General features: G+C 58.4%; 14 protein-coding genes. 5 read left to right on the top strand and 9 right to left on the bottom strand.

Going from position 1 to position 17016, the window contains the following annotated elements; all coding sequences use genetic code 11:
• Window positions 1-86: 86 nt before the first annotated feature.
• From serA to OKC27_RS00360, 4 genes are all read right to left on the bottom strand, one after another.
• Entirely contained in the window at window positions 87-1319 is a 1233-nt protein-coding gene (serA, locus tag OKC27_RS00375; RefSeq protein WP_075113090.1) for a phosphoglycerate dehydrogenase, read from the bottom strand.
• A 325-nt stretch (window positions 1320-1644) separates the two neighbouring features.
• Window positions 1645-2298, bottom strand: coding sequence for a ribose-5-phosphate isomerase RpiA (gene rpiA, locus OKC27_RS00370; RefSeq protein ID WP_042656049.1), 654 nt, complete (start codon window positions 2296-2298; stop codon window positions 1645-1647).
• A 161-nt stretch (window positions 2299-2459) separates the two neighbouring features.
• Window positions 2460-3056: a 5-formyltetrahydrofolate cyclo-ligase gene (locus OKC27_RS00365; RefSeq protein WP_042057745.1), complete on the bottom strand. Its 597-nt coding sequence runs from the start codon at window positions 3054-3056 to the stop codon at window positions 2460-2462.
• A gap of 217 nt (window positions 3057-3273) precedes the next feature.
• Window positions 3274-4608, bottom strand: a complete 1335-nt coding sequence (locus tag OKC27_RS00360) for a Na+/H+ antiporter NhaC family protein (RefSeq protein WP_075113091.1) — start codon at window positions 4606-4608, stop codon at window positions 3274-3276.
• 331 nt (window positions 4609-4939) lie between these two features.
• Between OKC27_RS00360 and dapB the strand changes: the two genes are divergently transcribed.
• The 5 genes from dapB to OKC27_RS00335 all read left to right on the top strand — a co-directional run bounded on the left by dapB (window position 4940) and on the right by OKC27_RS00335 (window position 12271).
• Window positions 4940-5752 (top strand): 4-hydroxy-tetrahydrodipicolinate reductase, encoded by an 813-nt coding sequence (dapB, locus tag OKC27_RS00355; protein ID WP_058054116.1) that lies wholly within the window; start codon window positions 4940-4942, stop codon window positions 5750-5752.
• A 36-nt stretch (window positions 5753-5788) separates the two neighbouring features.
• Complete coding sequence (locus tag OKC27_RS00350) at window positions 5789-6214, top strand: hypothetical protein (RefSeq protein ID WP_270805783.1); 426 nt, start codon at window positions 5789-5791, stop codon at window positions 6212-6214.
• A 206-nt stretch (window positions 6215-6420) separates the two neighbouring features.
• The gene (gene carA / locus OKC27_RS00345) at window positions 6421-7557 is read left to right on the top strand and encodes a glutamine-hydrolyzing carbamoyl-phosphate synthase small subunit (RefSeq protein ID WP_058054049.1); all 1137 of its coding nucleotides are present in this window, start codon (window positions 6421-6423) and stop codon (window positions 7555-7557) included.
• Window positions 7558-7577: 20 nt separating this feature from the next.
• Window positions 7578-10802 carry a carbamoyl-phosphate synthase large subunit gene (gene carB / locus OKC27_RS00340; protein ID WP_111806696.1) on the top strand — a complete coding sequence of 1075 codons (3225 nt, stop codon included), beginning with the start codon at window positions 7578-7580 and terminating at the stop codon, window positions 10800-10802.
• A 302-nt stretch (window positions 10803-11104) separates the two neighbouring features.
• On the top strand, window positions 11105-12271 hold the full coding sequence (locus OKC27_RS00335) for a DUF1615 domain-containing protein (RefSeq protein WP_270805782.1): 1167 nt from the start codon (window positions 11105-11107) through the stop codon (window positions 12269-12271).
• Window positions 12272-12323: 52 nt separating this feature from the next.
• Here the strand turns inward: OKC27_RS00335 and OKC27_RS00330 are convergent, their stop codons facing one another.
• The 5 genes from OKC27_RS00330 to OKC27_RS00310 all read right to left on the bottom strand — a co-directional run bounded on the left by OKC27_RS00330 (window position 12324) and on the right by OKC27_RS00310 (window position 16999).
• Window positions 12324-12563, bottom strand: a complete 240-nt coding sequence (locus tag OKC27_RS00330) for a hypothetical protein (protein ID WP_075113096.1) — start codon at window positions 12561-12563, stop codon at window positions 12324-12326.
• 93 nt (window positions 12564-12656) lie between these two features.
• The gene (locus OKC27_RS00325) at window positions 12657-13514 is read right to left on the bottom strand and encodes a nuclease-related domain-containing protein (protein WP_270805850.1); all 858 of its coding nucleotides are present in this window, start codon (window positions 13512-13514) and stop codon (window positions 12657-12659) included.
• A gap of 157 nt (window positions 13515-13671) precedes the next feature.
• Complete coding sequence (locus OKC27_RS00320) at window positions 13672-15123, bottom strand: hypothetical protein (RefSeq protein ID WP_270805781.1); 1452 nt, start codon at window positions 15121-15123, stop codon at window positions 13672-13674.
• A gap of 8 nt (window positions 15124-15131) precedes the next feature.
• Window positions 15132-15596 (bottom strand): type III secretion system chaperone, encoded by a 465-nt coding sequence (locus tag OKC27_RS00315; RefSeq protein WP_270805780.1) that lies wholly within the window; start codon window positions 15594-15596, stop codon window positions 15132-15134.
• Window positions 15597-16075: 479 nt separating this feature from the next.
• Entirely contained in the window at window positions 16076-16999 is a 924-nt protein-coding gene (locus OKC27_RS00310) for a hypothetical protein (RefSeq protein ID WP_442866063.1), read from the bottom strand.
• Window positions 17000-17016 lie beyond the last annotated feature (17 nt).

The following is a 17016-nucleotide window of genomic DNA, read 5'->3' as shown; positions in this document are numbered from 1 at the left end:
CCAAGACGCGGACGTGCGTTGAGCATCGCATCATAAAAAAGCCCGTCATCACGACGGGCTTTTTGCTGGGTGGCTCTGCAGGTTAATCAGTGCAGGATGCGGGCGCGGATGGTGCCGCTGATCTCCTTGAGCTTGGCGAGCGCCTTCTCGCTGTGCTCGGTCTCCACGTCGATCACCACGTAACCGATATGACTGCTGGTCTGCAGGTATTGACCGGCGATGTTGATCCCCTCTTCGGCGAAGATCTGGTTGATCTTGTTCATCACGCCCGGCTGGTTGCGGTGAATGTGCAGCAGGCGGCTGGAGCCCTTGTGGCCCGGCAGCGACACCTCCGGGAAGTTGACGGCGGAGAGGGTGGAGCCGTTGTCGGAGTATTTGACCAGCTTGTTGGCCACTTCCAGCCCGATGTTCTCCTGCGCTTCATGGGTGGTGCCACCGATGTGCGGGGTAAGGATGACGTTCTCCAGCCCACGCAGCGGGCTTTGGAACTCCTCGTCATTGGACTTGGGCTCGACCGGGAAGACGTCGATGGCGGCGCCGGCGATATGGCCGCTCTTGATGACGTCTGCCAGCGCGTCGATATCCACCACGGTACCGCGGGCGGCGTTGATGAAGATGGCGCCCGGTTTCATCATCCGCAGCTGCTCGGCACCGATCATGTTCTTGGTGGAGGCGGTCTCCGGCACGTGCAGGCTGATGACGTCAGACATATTGAGCAGCTCGATCATGCTCGGCACCTGAATGGCGTTACCCAGCGAGAGCTTGTTCTCGATATCGTAGTAATAAACCTTCATGCCGATGCTCTCGGCGATGATGCCAAGCTGGGTACCGATGTGGCCATAGCCGATGATGCCAAGCTTCTTGCCGCGCGCTTCCACCGAGCGATTGGCCAGTTTTTCCCACACGCCGCGATGGCACTTGGCGTTTTTCTCGGGGATGCCGCGCAGCAGCAGCAGGATCTCACCCAGTACCAGCTCGGCGACCGAGCGGGTGTTGGAGAAGGGGGCGTTGAAGACCGGAATGCCGCGGATCTGGGCCGCTTCCAGCTCGACCTGGTTGGTGCCGATGCAGAAGCAGCCGATGGCGACCAGCTTGTTGGCGGCGTCGAGTACCTTCTCGGTGATCTGGGTGCGGGAGCGCAGCCCGATGAAATGAACGTCGCGGATCTGCTCGATCAGCTCCTCTTCGGAGAGAGAGGTCTTCAGATACTCCACACTGGTGTAACCTGCGGCACGAAAGGTCTCTACGGTGTTGGGATGGACTCCCTCCAGCAGCAGAACCTTGATTTTATCCTTGTCCAACGAAAACTTGGCAGTCATGACGATCCCTCTGTATGTGCAAACGTAAGTGCAGATTTGGTGTGCGAAGAAAACCGTAAAGTAGCAAAAACGTTTGGGAGAGGGAATATTTGTGACGAAAGTCAAATTCTTTGAAGTTATCAACGATTGTTGTAAACATCCGTATGCAACTTGTTGAGGGATAAATAAAAACGGCGCCATCAGGCGCCGTCATTTATTCACAGTGCAATGTTTGGGTCAGTATCCCATCCCGGGGGCCAATCAACGCCGCTACTGCTCCAGAACGGGCAGAGTGGCGATGGCGGACGAGGGACTATGCCGCTGCACTGTGCCATCGGGGTCGGGATTACTGGGTAATCACGCCATCCGGCGTACCGATCAGGACCACATCGGCGCCACGGGCGGCGAACAGGCCGTTGGTGACGGTGCCTACGATGGCGTTGAGCTGCACTTCCAGCGCCTTGGCGTCGGTAATGGCCATGCCTTTCACATCCAGAATGTGGTTGCCGTTGTCGGTGACCACCCCTTCACGCCAGACCGGGTTGCCACCCAGTTTGCGGATTTCGCGGGCCACGTATTCGCGGGCCATCGGGATCACTTCCACCGGCAGCGGGAACTGGCCCAGCACCTCGACGGTTTTGGTGTTGTCGATGATGCAGATGAACTTGTCAGCCACGGCGGCAACAATTTTCTCGCGGGTCAGGGCCGCGCCACCGCCCTTGATCATGTCGCGGGTGCCGTTGATCTCGTCGGCGCCATCCACATAGACGGAGAGGGCGTCGATCTCGTTGAGATCATACACGGTGATGCCGAAGCCCTTGAGGCGCTCGGTGGAGGCCACGGAGCTGGATACCGCCCCCTTGATCTCGTCCTTCATGGTCGCCAGCGCGTCGATAAAGTGGTTGACGGTAGAGCCGGTACCCACCCCGACGATGGTGCCGGGAACCACATACTTGAGCGCAGCCCAACCGGCCGCCTTCTTCATTTCATCTTGAGTCATGATCGTTCCTTAAGAAAAAAGCGGGCGCATTATATCCAACCCTGTACCCCGTCGCGACCTTGTTGCTCACGTTCCGGGGCAAAAAGCGGTGATAGGTAAATCGTTTGCCTGTTTATTCTGCGTTTGCGCGCACAAAGCCGGGGTTGCCGGCCAAAAACAGCCTATTCAAAGCGCCAGCAGTAGCTCGGGGTGATGATCTGGGGCAGTGGCACATCCCACTCCTCTTGCGGGACCGCATCCACCTGCTGGCAGTCGTGGGCAATACCGAGTGGCTTGGGGCCCAGTTTGTGCTCATGCCAGATGGCGAGGGTGCGATCGTAGTAGCCGCCGCCCATGCCAAGGCGATTGCCCTGGGCATCGAAGGCAACCAGCGGGGTGCAAATCAGGTCAAGGGTGCTGTGGGGCACCACCTGCAGGATATCCAGCTCCGGCTCTTCGATGCCGTAGCGGTTGCGCACCATGGGGCTGGTGGCGGTGTAGCGCAAAAAGAGCAGGTGACCCGGGGTAAAGGGGTGGAGCACCGGCAGGTAGACCTCTTTGTGCTGGGCCCACAGCCAGTGGATGGTGGGCAGGGGATTGATCTCCCCGTCATTGGCCAGATAGAGGGCAATGCGCTTGGCGGCGAGGATCTCGGGGTGTTGCTTGAACTGGGCCAGCAGCTGTTGGGCCGCCGCTTGCTGCTCGGCCGGACTCAGATTTTTGCGGCGTTGACGAACCAGTTGGCGCAGGGATTGACGTTCGGGTTGGGACTCATGCATGGGGAACCTCTGGTATAGCTGCGCATCGATGGCTTGAACGCGCTCTACCTTAGCACATTCACTCTGGACGTTAAGGGGGGGTGACAGGGGAACACTCGCCCCGAACGGCTGATGCCAAGGGGCGGTGGGATAAATGCTGGCGTATCCGATAGTGAATCAACAAGGGCTAAGGTGCGGCCCCTGTTGATGGCATCTCAGCACGCCAGCGTCTGGTCTGTTACTTGTCAGCCTTGCTGCGCATCTGATGCTTCACGAACACGGCAATCAGTGCCGCCACAGCGAGCGCCATCGGGTAGAAACTCATGCTCACCACCGCCAGCGGCGACAGGGCGAAGATGGAGCCCAGCAGCAGCGCCTGTGCGCCCCAGGGGATCAGACCCTGTACCACGCAGGAGAAGATATCGAGCATGGAGGCGGCGCGGCGCGGGGTGACACCGTGGTGTTCGGCCAGATCGCGGGCTACCTTGCTGGCGACGATAATGGCCACCGTGTTGTTGGCGGTGCAGAGGTTGGTGAGGCTCACCACCCCTGCGATGCCGAGCTCGGCCGCTTTCTCGTTCTGTTCACCGTTATGCTCGCGGGTAAAGCGGGCAATCAGGGCGCTGATGCGCTCGCTGATCCAGGCCAGCCCCCCCTGACGCTCCATCAGGGCGCCGAGGCCACCGATCAGCATTGAGAGCAGGAAGATCTCCTGCATGCCGGTAAAGCCCTGATAGATATCCTTGCTGAACTGACCGATGGCGTAGCCGTTGATCATGCCCACTGCACCGGCGGCCAGAATGCCGATCCCCAGTACCACGAACACATTCACCCCGGCGAGCGCCAGCCCCAGAATGAGCAGGTAAGGCATCACCTTGAACAGCTCGATGGCAGTGTCGTTGGCAGGGGCTTCACCCACAGACCCCAGGGTCAGATAGAGCAGGATCACCGTGATGGCGGCGGGGGCGGCAATCTTGAAGTTCTCGCGGAACTTGTCCTTCATCTCGCAGCCCTGGCTGCGGGTGGCCGCAATGGTGGTGTCGGAGATGATGGAGAGGTTATCGCCAAACATGGCGCCGGAGAGAATGGTGCCTGCCATCAGCACCGGATCGATACCGGCTGCCTGCGCCACGCCAAGGGCCACCGGCGCTACGGCACCAATGGTGCCCATGGAGGTGCCCATGGCGGTAGCAATAAAGGCAGAGATCAGGAACAGCCCGGGCAACAGCGCCCAGCCGGGGATGAGCGACAGACCCAGCGCCACAGTGGCATCAACCCCGCCGGTGGCCTTGGCCACGCTGGCGAAGGCCCCCGCCAGCAGATAGATAAGGCACATCGCCATGATGTTGCTGTGGCCGACCCCTTTGAAAAAGGTCTCCAGATTGCTGTTGAAGCCCTCTTTGCCAAGCAGCAGGGCGAGCATCACGGCAGGCAGGGCCGCCACGGGGGCGGGCAGCTGATAGAAGGCGAACTCGACCCCCTGCAGGGTCAGCCAGGTACCGGTACCGATAAAGAGTGCGAGAAAAACCAGAAGTGGCAGCAAGGCCCTGGCACTGGGTTGAGTCTGGATCATGTGTTCCTCTGAAATTGAACAATGACCTCCTGTCATGAACTGCTTTGTGCCTGTATCGGATAGGGATAGGGGGAAAACAGGGCGGGCATCCTGCCGCATTGGGGGGCCCACAGTAGTGAGTCAACCCTGCAAGGTCAAGATAGACGTCCAGACGGATAGGTGTTTTTGTTTGGTGATTTTGTCTGTGTGAATAAATCCGTCAAATATTCTGATTTATCCAATATTTCCGTTTATATGTCGAGGTGGTGTGGCGGCGCAGAGTGAGCTTTTCAAAGCGGGCGCGGGCTGGTAAAACGGTCTCTTTCCATAATAAAGAGATGAGAGGGTGGAGATGGACAATCCGATCCGTGTGGCCGTGATGGGCTGTAATGGTCGTATGGGCAAGGTGCTGCTGGAGGCCATTACTCATGCCGATGGCGTGGTGGTCGGGGCAGCGCTGGAGCGGCCGGGCTCTGCGGTGATCGGTCTCGATGCCGGTGAGCTCAACGGGCTGGGCCATCTGGGGGTGGCGATCAGCGACAGTCTCGACAAGGTGCGCGATGAGTTTGATCTTATCATCGACTTTACCCGCCCCGAGGTGACGCTGGCCAATCTGGCCTTTGCGCAGGCCCACCACAAGCAGATGGTGATCGGTACCACCGGCTTTGACGAGGCAGGCAAGGCCGCCCTGAAAGAGGCGGGTAAGCAGATCGGTATCGTCTTCGCCTCCAACTACTCGGTCGGGGTCAACCTGGTGTTCAAGCTGCTGGAGCAGGCCGCCAAGGTGATGGGCGACTACACCGACATCGAGATCATCGAAGGCCATCATCGCCACAAGGTGGATGCGCCGTCCGGCACAGCGCTCTCCATGGGGGAGGTGGTCGCCAAAACGCTGGGTCGCGATCTCAAGGAGTGCGCCGTCTATGGCCGCGAGGGGATCACTGGTGAGCGGGATCGCAACACCATCGGCTTCGCCACCATCCGCGCCGGCGATCTGGTGGGGGAGCACACCGTCATGTTTGCCGATATCGGCGAGCGGGTGGAGATCAGCCACAAGGCCTCCAGCCGCCTGACCTTCGCCAACGGTGCGGTGCGGGCGGGCAAATGGCTTGGCCAGCAGGGTGCCGGTCTTTATGACATGCAGGACGTGCTCAATCTCAAGTGATGCCTCTGTGCGGCACGGTTGTGCGACTGGTACCCAGTGAAGAACCCCGGCTTGCCGGGGTTTTTGCTGTCTGCTGTTCAGAGTTTGTGTAAAAAGATGGTTTGTGGCAATTTTTCATCCAAACGCCTTATAAATCGCATTATTGATTTATCCTCCAGATTTTTCCTTTCTGAATGTCATCGCCAGGTAACGGATTTGAGCATCTTTATGGCTGGCGCAGCCATTTTTTTACACATCACGAAAAAGACTAAAAATTCAAACACAGAAAAACGTTTTCTATTTTTCCCGTTCAGCTTTGTCGCCAAAAAGAAGTCAAATTCATCAACAATCATTTTTACTTTAAAAATAAACCAATTGTTTTTATTGGGTTTTTTTTTGTTTTTGTCGTTATTACGGGTTTGGGTGCGTCTTTTGGTAGTGGTTTTTCCTTTTCTTTCGCGAGAGGGGGTTGCAAAGCGATAGAGTGCATAGATAATGGGTAATGTTGCTTGTTTATTGAATTTAGATGCATTTCATCTGAGAAAAGACGTTGAAATGCCACTTTTTTTAAGTAGAATGCGCCCAATTTGCCAGAAATCTGCCGGGTTCGAGTCCTGTCCAAGACCGGAACCGAGCCCGCAACACCCAGGTAAATTGCTGAATTTAAAGCTAAATAACTGGAGGTTGTCTTGAATCACACTGCATTGCTAGTGCTGGAAGATGGAACTGTGTTCAAAGGCGTGTCGATAGGCGCCGAGGGATGTTCCGTTGGTGAAGTGGTTTTCAATACGTCGATGACGGGCTATCAGGAAATCCTCACCGATCCCTCTTATTCCCGTCAGATAGTCACCCTCACTTACCCCCATATAGGCAACACCGGCACCAACAGCGAAGATGAAGAGTCCAGTCAAATCCACGCTCAGGGATTGATCATCCGGGACCTTCCGATACTTGCCTCCAATTTCCGCAATCAGCAATCCCTCTCCGAATACCTCAAGTCTCACAACATCGTTGGCATCGCCGACATCGACACCCGTAAACTGACCCGCATCCTGCGCGAGAAAGGCGCTCAGGCTGGCTGCATTCTGGCTGGCAAGCAGATAGATGAAGCGTTCGCCCTCGAGCAGGCCCGCGCCTTCCCCGGTCTTAAAGGGATGGATCTGGCCAAAGAGGTCACGGTTGGTGAGGCGTACAACTGGACCGAAGGGAGCTGGCAGCTTGGCAAGGGGCACGTTACCCCGGATGCCGACCAGCTGAAATACCACGTGGTGGCCTATGACTTTGGCGTCAAGCGCAACATCCTGCGGATGCTGGTTGACCGTGGCTGCCGCCTGACCGTGGTGCCCGCCAAGACCCCGGCCGCCGAGGTACTGGCGATGAACCCGGATGGCATCTTCCTCTCCAACGGCCCCGGCGACCCCGAGCCCTGCGACTACGCCATCGAGGCCATCAAGGCTTTCCTTAATACCAACACGCCGGTATTTGGCATCTGTCTGGGCCACCAGCTGCTGGGTCTGGCCTCCGGTGCCAAGACCGTCAAGATGAAGTTTGGCCACCACGGTGCCAACCACCCGGTGAAGAGCCTCGATGACAACACCGTGATGATCACTGCCCAGAACCACGGCTTTGCGGTAGACGAGAACAGCCTGCCGGATTGCCTGCGTGCCACCCACGTCTCCCTGTTCGACGGTTCCCTGCAGGGCATCCATCGCACCGACCGTCCGGCCTTCAGCTTCCAGGGTCACCCCGAAGCGAGCCCGGGCCCGCACGATTGTGCCGGTCTCTTTGACCACTTTATTGAATTGATTAAGCAGTATCGCGCCTAAGGAATAGAGGAAAGAGTTTCATGCCAAAACGTAACGACCTTCAGAGCATCCTGATCCTCGGCGCCGGCCCCATCGTCATCGGCCAGGCCTGCGAATTTGACTACTCCGGCGCCCAGGCGTGCAAAGCCCTGCGTGAGGAGGGCTACCGCGTCATTCTGGTCAACTCCAACCCGGCCACCATCATGACCGACCCGGAGATGGCCGACGCCACTTACATCGAGCCCATTACCTGGGAAGTGGTGCGCGAGATCATCAAGAAAGAGCGCCCGGACGCCATCCTGCCCACCATGGGCGGCCAGACTGCGCTCAACTGCGCACTGGATCTGGAGAAGCACGGCGTGCTGGCCGAGTTCGGTGTCGAGATGATCGGCGCCACTGCCGATGCCATCGACAAGGCCGAAGATCGCCGTCGCTTTGACATCGCCATGAAGAGCATCGGCCTCGAGTGCCCGCGCGCCGGTATCGCCCACAACATGGAAGAGGCGTGGGGTGTGCAGCAGATGGTGGGCTTCCCCTGCATCATCCGTCCCTCCTTTACCATGGGCGGCTCGGGCGGCGGCATCGCCTACAACACCGAAGAGTTCGTCGAGATCTGCGAGCGCGGTCTGGACCTGTCGCCGACCAAAGAGCTGCTCATCGATGAGTCGCTGATCGGCTGGAAAGAGTATGAGATGGAAGTTGTGCGGGATCGCAACGACAACTGCATCATCGTCTGCGCCATCGAAAACTTCGACCCCATGGGTATCCACACCGGTGACTCCATCACGGTCGCGCCAGCCCAGACGCTGACTGACAAGGAGTACCAGCTGATGCGCAACGCCTCCATGGCGGTGCTGCGCGAGATCGGCGTCGAGACCGGCGGCTCCAACGTCCAGTTCGGTATCAACCCGAAAGATGGCCGAATGGTCATCATCGAGATGAACCCGCGGGTGTCGCGCTCCTCCGCGCTGGCCTCCAAGGCGACCGGTTTCCCCATCGCCAAGATCGCTGCCAAGCTCGCCATCGGTTACACCCTCGACGAGCTGATGAACGACATCACCGGCGGTCGCACTCCGGCCTCCTTCGAGCCGGCCATCGACTACGTAGTCACCAAGGTGCCGCGCTTCAACTTTGAAAAGTTCGCCGGTGCCAACGACCGTCTGACTACCCAGATGAAGTCGGTCGGTGAAGTGATGGCCATCGGCCGCAACTTCCAGGAGTCCCTGCACAAGGCGCTGCGCAGCCTCGAGACCGGCAAAACCGGCTTCGACCCCATGGTTGACCTCAATGCCCCGGACTCCCTGACCCGCATTCGCCACGAGCTGCAGGACGCTGGCTGCGACCGTATCTGGTACATCGCCGATGCGTTCCGCGCCGGTCTCTCCATGGACGGTATCTTCAAGCTGACCAAGATTGACCCCTGGTTCCTGGTGCAAATTGAAGATCTGGTGAAGCTGGAAGAAGAGGTGAAAGAGCGCGGCATGGCCGGTCTCGATGCCGACTTCCTGCGCGCCCTCAAGCGCAAAGGCTTTGCCGATGCCCGTCTGGCCAAGATCCTCGGCGTGGCCGAAGGCGAAGTGCGCAAACTGCGTGCCCGCCACAACATCTTCCCGGTCTACAAGCGGGTCGATACCTGCGCCGCCGAGTTCGCCACCAACACCGCCTACATGTACTCCAGCTATGACGAGGAGTGCGAAGCGGCGCCGAGCAACCGCGACAAGATCATGATCATCGGCGGCGGCCCGAACCGCATCGGTCAGGGTATCGAGTTCGACTACTGCTGCGTGCACGCGGCGCTGGCCCTGCGCGAAGACGGTTACGAGACCATCATGGTCAACTGCAACCCGGAGACCGTCTCCACCGATTACGACACCTCGGATCGCCTCTACTTCGAGCCGGTGACCCTGGAAGATGTGTTGGAAATCGTGCGCATCGAAAAACCCAAGGGTGTCATCGTCCAGTACGGTGGCCAGACCCCGCTGAAACTGGCCCGCGCGCTGGAAGCCAACGGCGTGCCGATTATCGGTACCAGCCCGGATGCCATCGACCGCGCCGAAGACCGCGAGCGCTTCCAGTCTGCCGTTGAGCGCCTCGGCCTCAAGCAGCCGGAAAATGGCACCGTCACCGCGCTGGAGCAGGCGGTGCTGACCGCCGAGCGGATCACCTACCCGCTGGTAGTGCGCCCTTCCTACGTGCTGGGTGGCCGCGCCATGGAGATCGTCTATGACGAGACCGACCTGCGTCGCTACTTCGCCGAGGCGGTGAGCGTCTCCAACGAATCGCCGGTACTGCTGGACCGCTTCCTGGACGATGCCACCGAGCTGGACGTGGATGCCATCTGCGACGGCACCGATGTGGTCATCGGCGGCATCATGGAGCATATCGAGCAGGCCGGTATCCACTCCGGTGACTCCGGCTGCTCTCTGCCTCCCTATACCTTGTCCAGGAAAATTCAGGACGAGATCCGCGAGCAAGTGCGCAAACTGGCGCTGGAGCTCGGCGTTATCGGCCTGATGAACGTGCAGTTCGCGGTCAAGGGCGATGACATCTACCTCATCGAGGTGAACCCGCGTGCCGCCCGTACCGTACCGTTCGTTTCCAAGGCGACCGGTGCGCCGCTGGCCAAGATTGCCGCTCGCGTGATGGCCGGTCAGTCACTGCAAGCACAGGGCTTTACCAAAGAGATCATCCCGCCCTACTACTCGGTGAAAGAGGTGGTACTGCCGTTCGCCAAGTTCCCTGGGGTTGACCCGCTGCTGGGGCCGGAGATGCGCTCTACCGGTGAGGTGATGGGGGTGGGCAGCAGCTTTGCCGAGGCCTATGCCAAGGCGCAGCTGGGTGCCAACCACGCCGTACCGAAAGAGGGGCGCGCCCTGCTGTCGGTGCGTCACAGCGACAAGGCGCAGGTGGTCGACTTGGCCGCCAAGCTGCTGGAGCTGGGCTACGAGCTGGATGCCACTCACGGCACCGCAGTGGCGCTGGGCGAGGCGAGCATCAACCCGCGTCTGGTCAACAAGGTGCACGAGGGGCGCCCGCACATTCTCGACCGCATCAAGAATGGTGAGTACACCTACATCGTCAACACCGCCGAAGGGCGGGTAGCGATCCAGGACTCCAAGCAGCTGCGCCGCGCCGCCTTGCAGAACAAGGTGGCGTATACCACCACCATGAATGAGGCGTTTGCCACCTGCATGGCCATCAGCGTGGATGCCACCGCCAACGTCAACTCGGTGCAGGAGCTGCACCAGAAGGTGAAAAACCGCTAAACGGTTTGCATCGGGCATCAGCCCGACTCGCCAGACGATCAACCCCCGCCAGCGATGGCGGGGGTTTCTTTTTATCTGTTGCTAACCGCCCGGTTCGGGACGAGTGAGTCATTGAGGACGGTGATGAGTGCTGCATTGCAGACAGCGGATGGCGCGTGGGGTGGCAAAAGCAGGCAAGGGGAGGGGATGCTGTGAGCGCGGGTTTCAACTGCAGCAGCCAATCCTCTACAATGGCGCCACTTTGCTTGTCAGTGCAGTGCCAGCGGCGCTGCCTGTAGGGCCAACAAAAAATGGACATGCTTATGACCGCTTTGCCTTCCTGTCGTCTTCTCGCCTTCTGCTCTGCCTTGCTGCTGGCCGGTTGTGCCAGCGATCCTGCTTCTGCCCCTACGCCGAGCGACGCAACGGGCACCACCACGCCAGCCCAAAAAACGACACCACCCGCCATGCAGCCGCGCAAACCGGCGGATATGAAGAGCCGCATCGTGCGCTTCTTGCCCCGTCAGGTGTCTGACAAACAGGGGTGGGCCAACGACGTGGTGACGGCGCTCACCACCCAGGGGGTGACGGTCAATGATCACAACGTCTGTACCGTGCTGGCGGTGGCTGAGCAGGAGGCGACCTATCAGGCCGACCCTGTGGTGCCGGGCCTTGGCAAGATCGCCTGGAAAGAGATCAACTCGCGGGCGGCCAAGCTGCTGATCCCCGAATTTATGGTGCGGGCTGCGCTCTCCATCAACTCGCCCACCGGCAAGAGCTACGCCGAGCGGATCGACAAGTTGCGTACCGAGCGGGAGATGAGCGAAATTTTCGAAGACATGATCAGCATGCTGCCGATGGGCAAGACGCTGTTTGGCAACCTCAACCCGGTGCATACTGGTGGTCCGATGCAGGTGAGTATCGCCTTTGCCGAGGCCAACGCCCGTGGCTACCCCTATCCAATCAAGGACTCCATTCGCCACGAAGTCTTTACCCGTCGCGGCGGCATCTGGTTTGGCACCAAGCATATCTTCGGCTATGAGGCGGAGTACCCCGATACCCTCTATCGTTTTGCCGACTTCAACGCCGGTTGGTATGCCAGCCGCAACGCCGCCTTTCAGGCCGCCGTCAGCCGTTTGAGTGGCAAAACCCTGGCGCTGGACGGAGACCTTATCCGCTATGACTCGGATCTGCCGGGCAACACTGAGCTGGCCGTCTACACCCTCGCCAACCGGGTCAATATGAGCAAACAGGCGATCCACCAGAGCCTCAAACTTGGCGATACCGCCGAGTTTGCCGAGACCGATCTTTACCATCGCATCTTTACCCTGGCCGACAAGCAAGCGGGCAAGCGGCAGCCCCGCGCCATCCTGCCCGGCATTGTGCTAAAGAGCCCGAAAATCACCCGCAACCTCACCACCGCCTGGTTTGCCAAGCGGGTGGATGACAGGGAACAACGCTGCGTGCGGCAGATGGCGACTATTAGGTAGGGCTGGGTTTACCATGCGGGTTGCCATTGTTAATGACAACCCGCAGACATGCTTAATAGACTCTCCAACGGAAGCCTTTAGCTTGCATGCAATCAGTGATGACTTCGTTTTTTTCTTCAGCAGAAATATCGTTAAGACGTATCTCATATTTGCATTGAGATAATGCAGTGAGGGTATCGTCATCTGTAACGCCTTCTTTTTTCCATGTCGGTTGTGGTGGTGATGCACAGGATGTCATTAGCATGCTGATGCTGGCCACTGCTGCTAATACCGACATTTTCTTGATGTTCATTAATCAACTCCCTTTGAATAGATGTGTTTTGGTTTGTGAATGTGAATATGGGTGAAAATTTTATGGCTCGGGTCGTACTTTAAGTCGGCATGTTTATTGGTGTGGTGTAATTCCCCGACATGTTGGATATCCACTGCATCCCCAAAACTGATTGCCTTTGTTATCCCCCCGTTTGGCGGTACGCAATACCATCTGGTTGCCGCATCTGGGGCATAGCGGATTTGGCTTGGTGAGCGATTCGGTGATGGTTGGCACGGCCTTCACCACCTCATGTATGACTGGCATCGCAGCTACGGATAAAGGCGGGTGGGGAACCTCGCTGTGGCGCGTTTTTAACTGCGCCACATGCTGTTTATGGGTCTGCCAATTGGCGGCCAGTCGTCCCCGCTGGATGGTGTCGATCACCCGATTAACTTCGGCAGGGGTCAACACCGGCGTGGTTTTGCCTTTGATATAGCGAATAAGCCCGCGGTTCATCACGTTATCCGGCATCGGGGTTTTAAAGGTGCAGTCGCCAATAAAGTAGATGATCGAATGGAGCTGATGATCAGCAAGACCCAGCAGGGATTTGAGCGTCATCAGGTGCAGATAGTTCTGGCGCAGCGGATTTTGAAAGGTATGCCTGCGGCGATAGAGCTGCTGGGCCCAGCTCTTGTGAGCAGGATTGCCAAATATCCACCCCTTGATATTTTTGGTCTCGATCACAAACAGCCCGAAGCGCGAGACGATCACATGGTCGATCTGGGTGGTGCCCTGCGGGGTTGGCAGCGTCACATCCTTGAGCAGATGGTACTCCCGCTTGTCGAGAAAAAGCCGGATGCCCAAATTGATAAATGCCTCCCCGATCATCCCCTTGAACCTGGGCGTTTTGATCAGGGTGCCAATCAACAGCAGGGGCAGCAGATACCAGAACTGGCCCAGCAGAACCGTAATAACGGGTGTGAAGTCCATTTCAACTCGCTTTGGAACGGGGGCGTAGGGTGCCAAATTGAACCATTCTACCCATTCCATCAAAAGGAATATGTGATTGATTGCACTAACTGTGACGCGGCTCGAGTTTGCCGGGAGAAGATGGCCGCAGGATTGCGGCCATGGGTCAACGGGGGAGTTATAACCAACCTTCGGCCAGATAAATCAGCTTGAGCTGGCTGGGGGCACCGCACACCTTGAGGGCATCCAGCTGGGGTTGGCTGAGGTCGGGGCTCTTATCCAGATAGACAGTGCGATTGTCGAACTCGAGGGGCACCTTGTAAGTCAGCTCATGGTTGAGGTCGCTGCTCTCTCCTTTGTCGAGCAGACGCACGGCGTGTAGTAGCCAGGTGTAATCCTCTGCCAACAACTTCTCGAACACCTCATGACTGAGTTTGAGCTCGGTGGTTGGGGCGTTTGCTTGTTTGTCACCCGGCAACAGGTGTTCATGGGCCGGTGAGCCGAGCTGGGCTTTGAGGGTCAATCTGGCTTGTTCCATCTCTTTGATCGCCACCGGCGTATCGACCCCGAGCAGGCTCTCGTCGGCCTTTGGCCCAAGATAGGTGAGCAGGGCGCGCACCGCGGCCCCGTCCAGCATGCTGAAACTGAAGTTCCCTTTGGTATTGCAGATTTCAAGGCGCGGTAATACGGGCAAGAGCTGGTTCCCTTGTGGCATCGTGCTGGCCTGCTGATTGATCAGGTAGGCGGCGCCCATCTTGGTTGCGGCAGGCAGCCCCGTCATCAACACCGTATCTGCTATTGTGGGCAAGGCTTTGGCCGCGATGGTTGCCACGCCGGTTGTCGCACCTCTAATGCCGAAGTTGCCGAGACCAGAGAGGGCGACGCCCAAGGTGACGCTGGTTGCCCCTTCAATGGCGGCTTTGTCATGGCCCTGACTCAATGTCTGCTGGCTTAGTCTGGCGAGTCGACTGGTGCGACCGGGCAGTTCTCCGATCTGGGCAACCTGATGATGGTGGTTCAGCCGGTCGCTGTGTTTTGCCACTTGATAAAATTCCCGTCCGGCGGCAATGAAAGTGCCTATCCCGGGCAACAGTAGGCTGATGGCGATATTGACGCCAGTGGTACTGGTAAAATCTATGATTTTATTTTTCAGCTCCTTGCCCAGCCCATCCATCTTGCCTGGGTATTGCTGCTCCAGGCAGACCTGTAGCCTCGGATCCTGGCTGATCTGGTCAAACTGCTGCTTGAGTTGACCATAACTGGTGGGATCGGCCTTGAGATCTGCCAGTAGGGCGGTGACTTCCATCATCGTCTCCCGAGTCAAAGGTTCGCCCCGGTAAGCAGCCGGACTCAACAGGGAGAAGGCTTGCAGAGCGATATCTTGAGGGGCTGCATTTTTCAGCGCCTCTTTAAGATCGAGGTGGGTCTTGATGTTCTCCTGCTTGACACGGCTGGTAGTGCTGTGCAGCAGATGCTTGTTGAGCAGTTCATATTTGTGGCCTCGGTGGAACAGGGGGGCGGCATTTACGTCACCCCGTTTGCTGAGAAGCCGGGTATCGTCCGGCGCGGCATGAGTGATGAAACTGGCAAGATCGGGAACGGGTGCACCTGTGATAAAGCTGGTTTTCATGGGGCCTCCTAGATGCGAATGGCATCGTGCTGTGACGGAAGTGTACTGCTCAGGGCCAGTTGCTCTGGCAGCAGGGCAAAGCGGGATTGCCACTCGAGGGCCTGTCGGGTCAGCTGCGTCAGCCATTCGGCCAGATCCTGCGGTGTGAGAGTGGCGAGGGGGCGCAACCCGAACAGCACCAGCTGGCAGCCATCAGGAGCCAGAGCCAGGGTGTGTCCCGGCGCATCGGTTGTGCTGTAGTTGGCGCGAGCGAGCAGCTCGAGGCTCTGTTGACGAAGGATTCCCGTTGCAGCCAGCAAGCCGATGGAGGCTCTCAGCATCAGGGCCGGTTCGTGTTGGAGGGAATAAGCGAGCAGTGAGAGGGGGAGTTTATCGTCGATCAGCAGCTGGCAACCCCCCTCGTCATCGAGTTGCAGCGGGGGAAAGCCATGTTGTTCGCTAAAGGCATCGAGTAATGTTTGCTGGTGGATCATGAGGCCACTCCTTATTGGTTATGACCCTATTGAAAACCTTCCTTGTTCAGACCGCTGTCATTGCTGACCGGTTTTTTATCAACAAGCGGACGGGATGTGGCGAGACGGGAGCCAGATCCGGTGTTGGTCAGTTGCACAAGAGCTCCTGACAGGGTTTGGTGTCTGGCAAGGCATGTGTGGGGGGGCAATCGAACAGGCACTGGTCGTTGCCAGCACAGGGCAAATCAGCCGTTACTCACAGCCTGTATGACCACTACGACATCAAAAATCGGTGTACGATGATTTTGCTGTGGCAAAGTTGTTGCCAAACAGACAGCTTGTTCTTTGCCAGATATCACTGCGCAGGGGGAAAGCTGGGGGAAATACGGAATGGCTGTAGGCTAATGCATAAAACGACCGTCAATGTGGACGTGGTTATCGGGATTGTCGCGGCTATATATCGGAAAAGTGCCCGGTTTTGCCGGGCGTGAAACGACAGCTTAAAAACTCATGGCCAGCCCGATGGAATAACCGTTGGTGTTGTGGCTGAACATGTAGCGGGCGACCAGACGGGTGCGGCTGACGATGATGTCGTATTTGCTGCTGTCGATCTCCAGCCCCAGACCAAGTGAGTTGAGGGAGTTGAACCCGAGCAGGCCGCGCTGCGCGCCGAGGTATTCGGTGCGCGCCCCCTCCATCACATAGCGCAGCGGGCGATCGAGCAGGGTCCAGTCAAACACCGGAGCCCGGCGGCGCAGATAGAGGCCGAGGTTCTCCGCCTCGGCGCTGCCGCGCACGCTTTGCGTGGTGTTGCCAAAGCTCTGCAGGTGCTGGTAGGAGTAACGCAATTCGGCATCGATATCCTGGGTTTTGGAGAAGAGCTCGTAGTCGAGCATCAGCGAGCCCCCCAGCCCGTACATATTGAGCTGACCGTTATCGAGAAAATCCAGCGAGTAGCCCTTGGTGCGATTCAGCAGCCAGTTGCCGATCCGCAGATCGCTGGCCATGGTGCCCAGCGAGACGTTGGCGATGGGGCGCAGTACCCAGTGACCGCCACGCGGGTCTTCATGAAGAGCGATATCCCAGCCGACCCCGCCCGAGGCGGTCACACTGTTCCATTTGGTCGGGATGGTGCGGCTCTCGGTGCCGTTGCTCACCACAAACTGGGGATCGTAGCGGCTAAAACCGATCGCCCCTTCCAGATAGATGGGCACGGCCTCGCTCATGGTGGCACCGCCGCCGATCTGGGTCATGTTGAGGGCGGCGGATTGATCGGTGCCGCTGCCGATATCCAGGTTGCTGGCGGTGATGTCGGGCACCACGGTGAACGTCATCAGCGAGAGCACCGCATTGGCACGATCCTGTGCCCACTCCTGCTCTTGTGTCGCGCCATGGACGGCACTGCCGGATAGCGCCAGCAGCATCAGCAACAATATCTGCA

It is taken from the genome of Aeromonas sp. QDB62 (assembly GCF_027705695.1).
GTDB classification, from domain to species: Bacteria; Pseudomonadota; Gammaproteobacteria; order Enterobacterales; family Aeromonadaceae; genus Aeromonas; species Aeromonas allosaccharophila.
Note: the sequence above shows the minus strand (reverse complement) of the source record. Positions and strands in the feature narration are given on the sequence as shown.

Excerpts from the sequence above, each read along its gene's own strand:
- serA (WP_075113090.1), bottom strand. The coding sequence starts at position 1,319 with ATGACTGCCAAGTTTTCGTTGGACAAGGATAAAATCAAGGTTCTGCTG.
- rpiA (WP_042656049.1), bottom strand. The coding sequence starts at position 2,298 with ATGACTCAAGATGAAATGAAGAAGGCGGCCGGTTGGGCTGCGCTCAAG.
- OKC27_RS00365 (WP_042057745.1), bottom strand. The coding sequence starts at position 3,056 with ATGCATGAGTCCCAACCCGAACGTCAATCCCTGCGCCAACTGGTTCGT.
- OKC27_RS00360 (WP_075113091.1), bottom strand. The coding sequence starts at position 4,608 with ATGATCCAGACTCAACCCAGTGCCAGGGCCTTGCTGCCACTTCTGGTT.
- dapB (WP_058054116.1), top strand. The coding sequence starts at position 4,940 with ATGGACAATCCGATCCGTGTGGCCGTGATGGGCTGTAATGGTCGTATG.
- carB (WP_111806696.1), top strand. The coding sequence starts at position 7,578 with ATGCCAAAACGTAACGACCTTCAGAGCATCCTGATCCTCGGCGCCGGC.
- OKC27_RS00335 (WP_270805782.1), top strand. The coding sequence starts at position 11,105 with ATGACCGCTTTGCCTTCCTGTCGTCTTCTCGCCTTCTGCTCTGCCTTG.
- OKC27_RS00330 (WP_075113096.1), bottom strand. The coding sequence starts at position 12,563 with ATGAACATCAAGAAAATGTCGGTATTAGCAGCAGTGGCCAGCATCAGC.
- OKC27_RS00325 (WP_270805850.1), bottom strand. The coding sequence starts at position 13,514 with ATGGACTTCACACCCGTTATTACGGTTCTGCTGGGCCAGTTCTGGTAT.
- OKC27_RS00320 (WP_270805781.1), bottom strand. The coding sequence starts at position 15,123 with ATGAAAACCAGCTTTATCACAGGTGCACCCGTTCCCGATCTTGCCAGT.
- OKC27_RS00315 (WP_270805780.1), bottom strand. The coding sequence starts at position 15,596 with ATGATCCACCAGCAAACATTACTCGATGCCTTTAGCGAACAACATGGC.
- OKC27_RS00310 (WP_442866063.1), bottom strand. The coding sequence starts at position 16,999 with ATGCTGCTGGCGCTATCCGGCAGTGCCGTCCATGGCGCGACACAAGAG.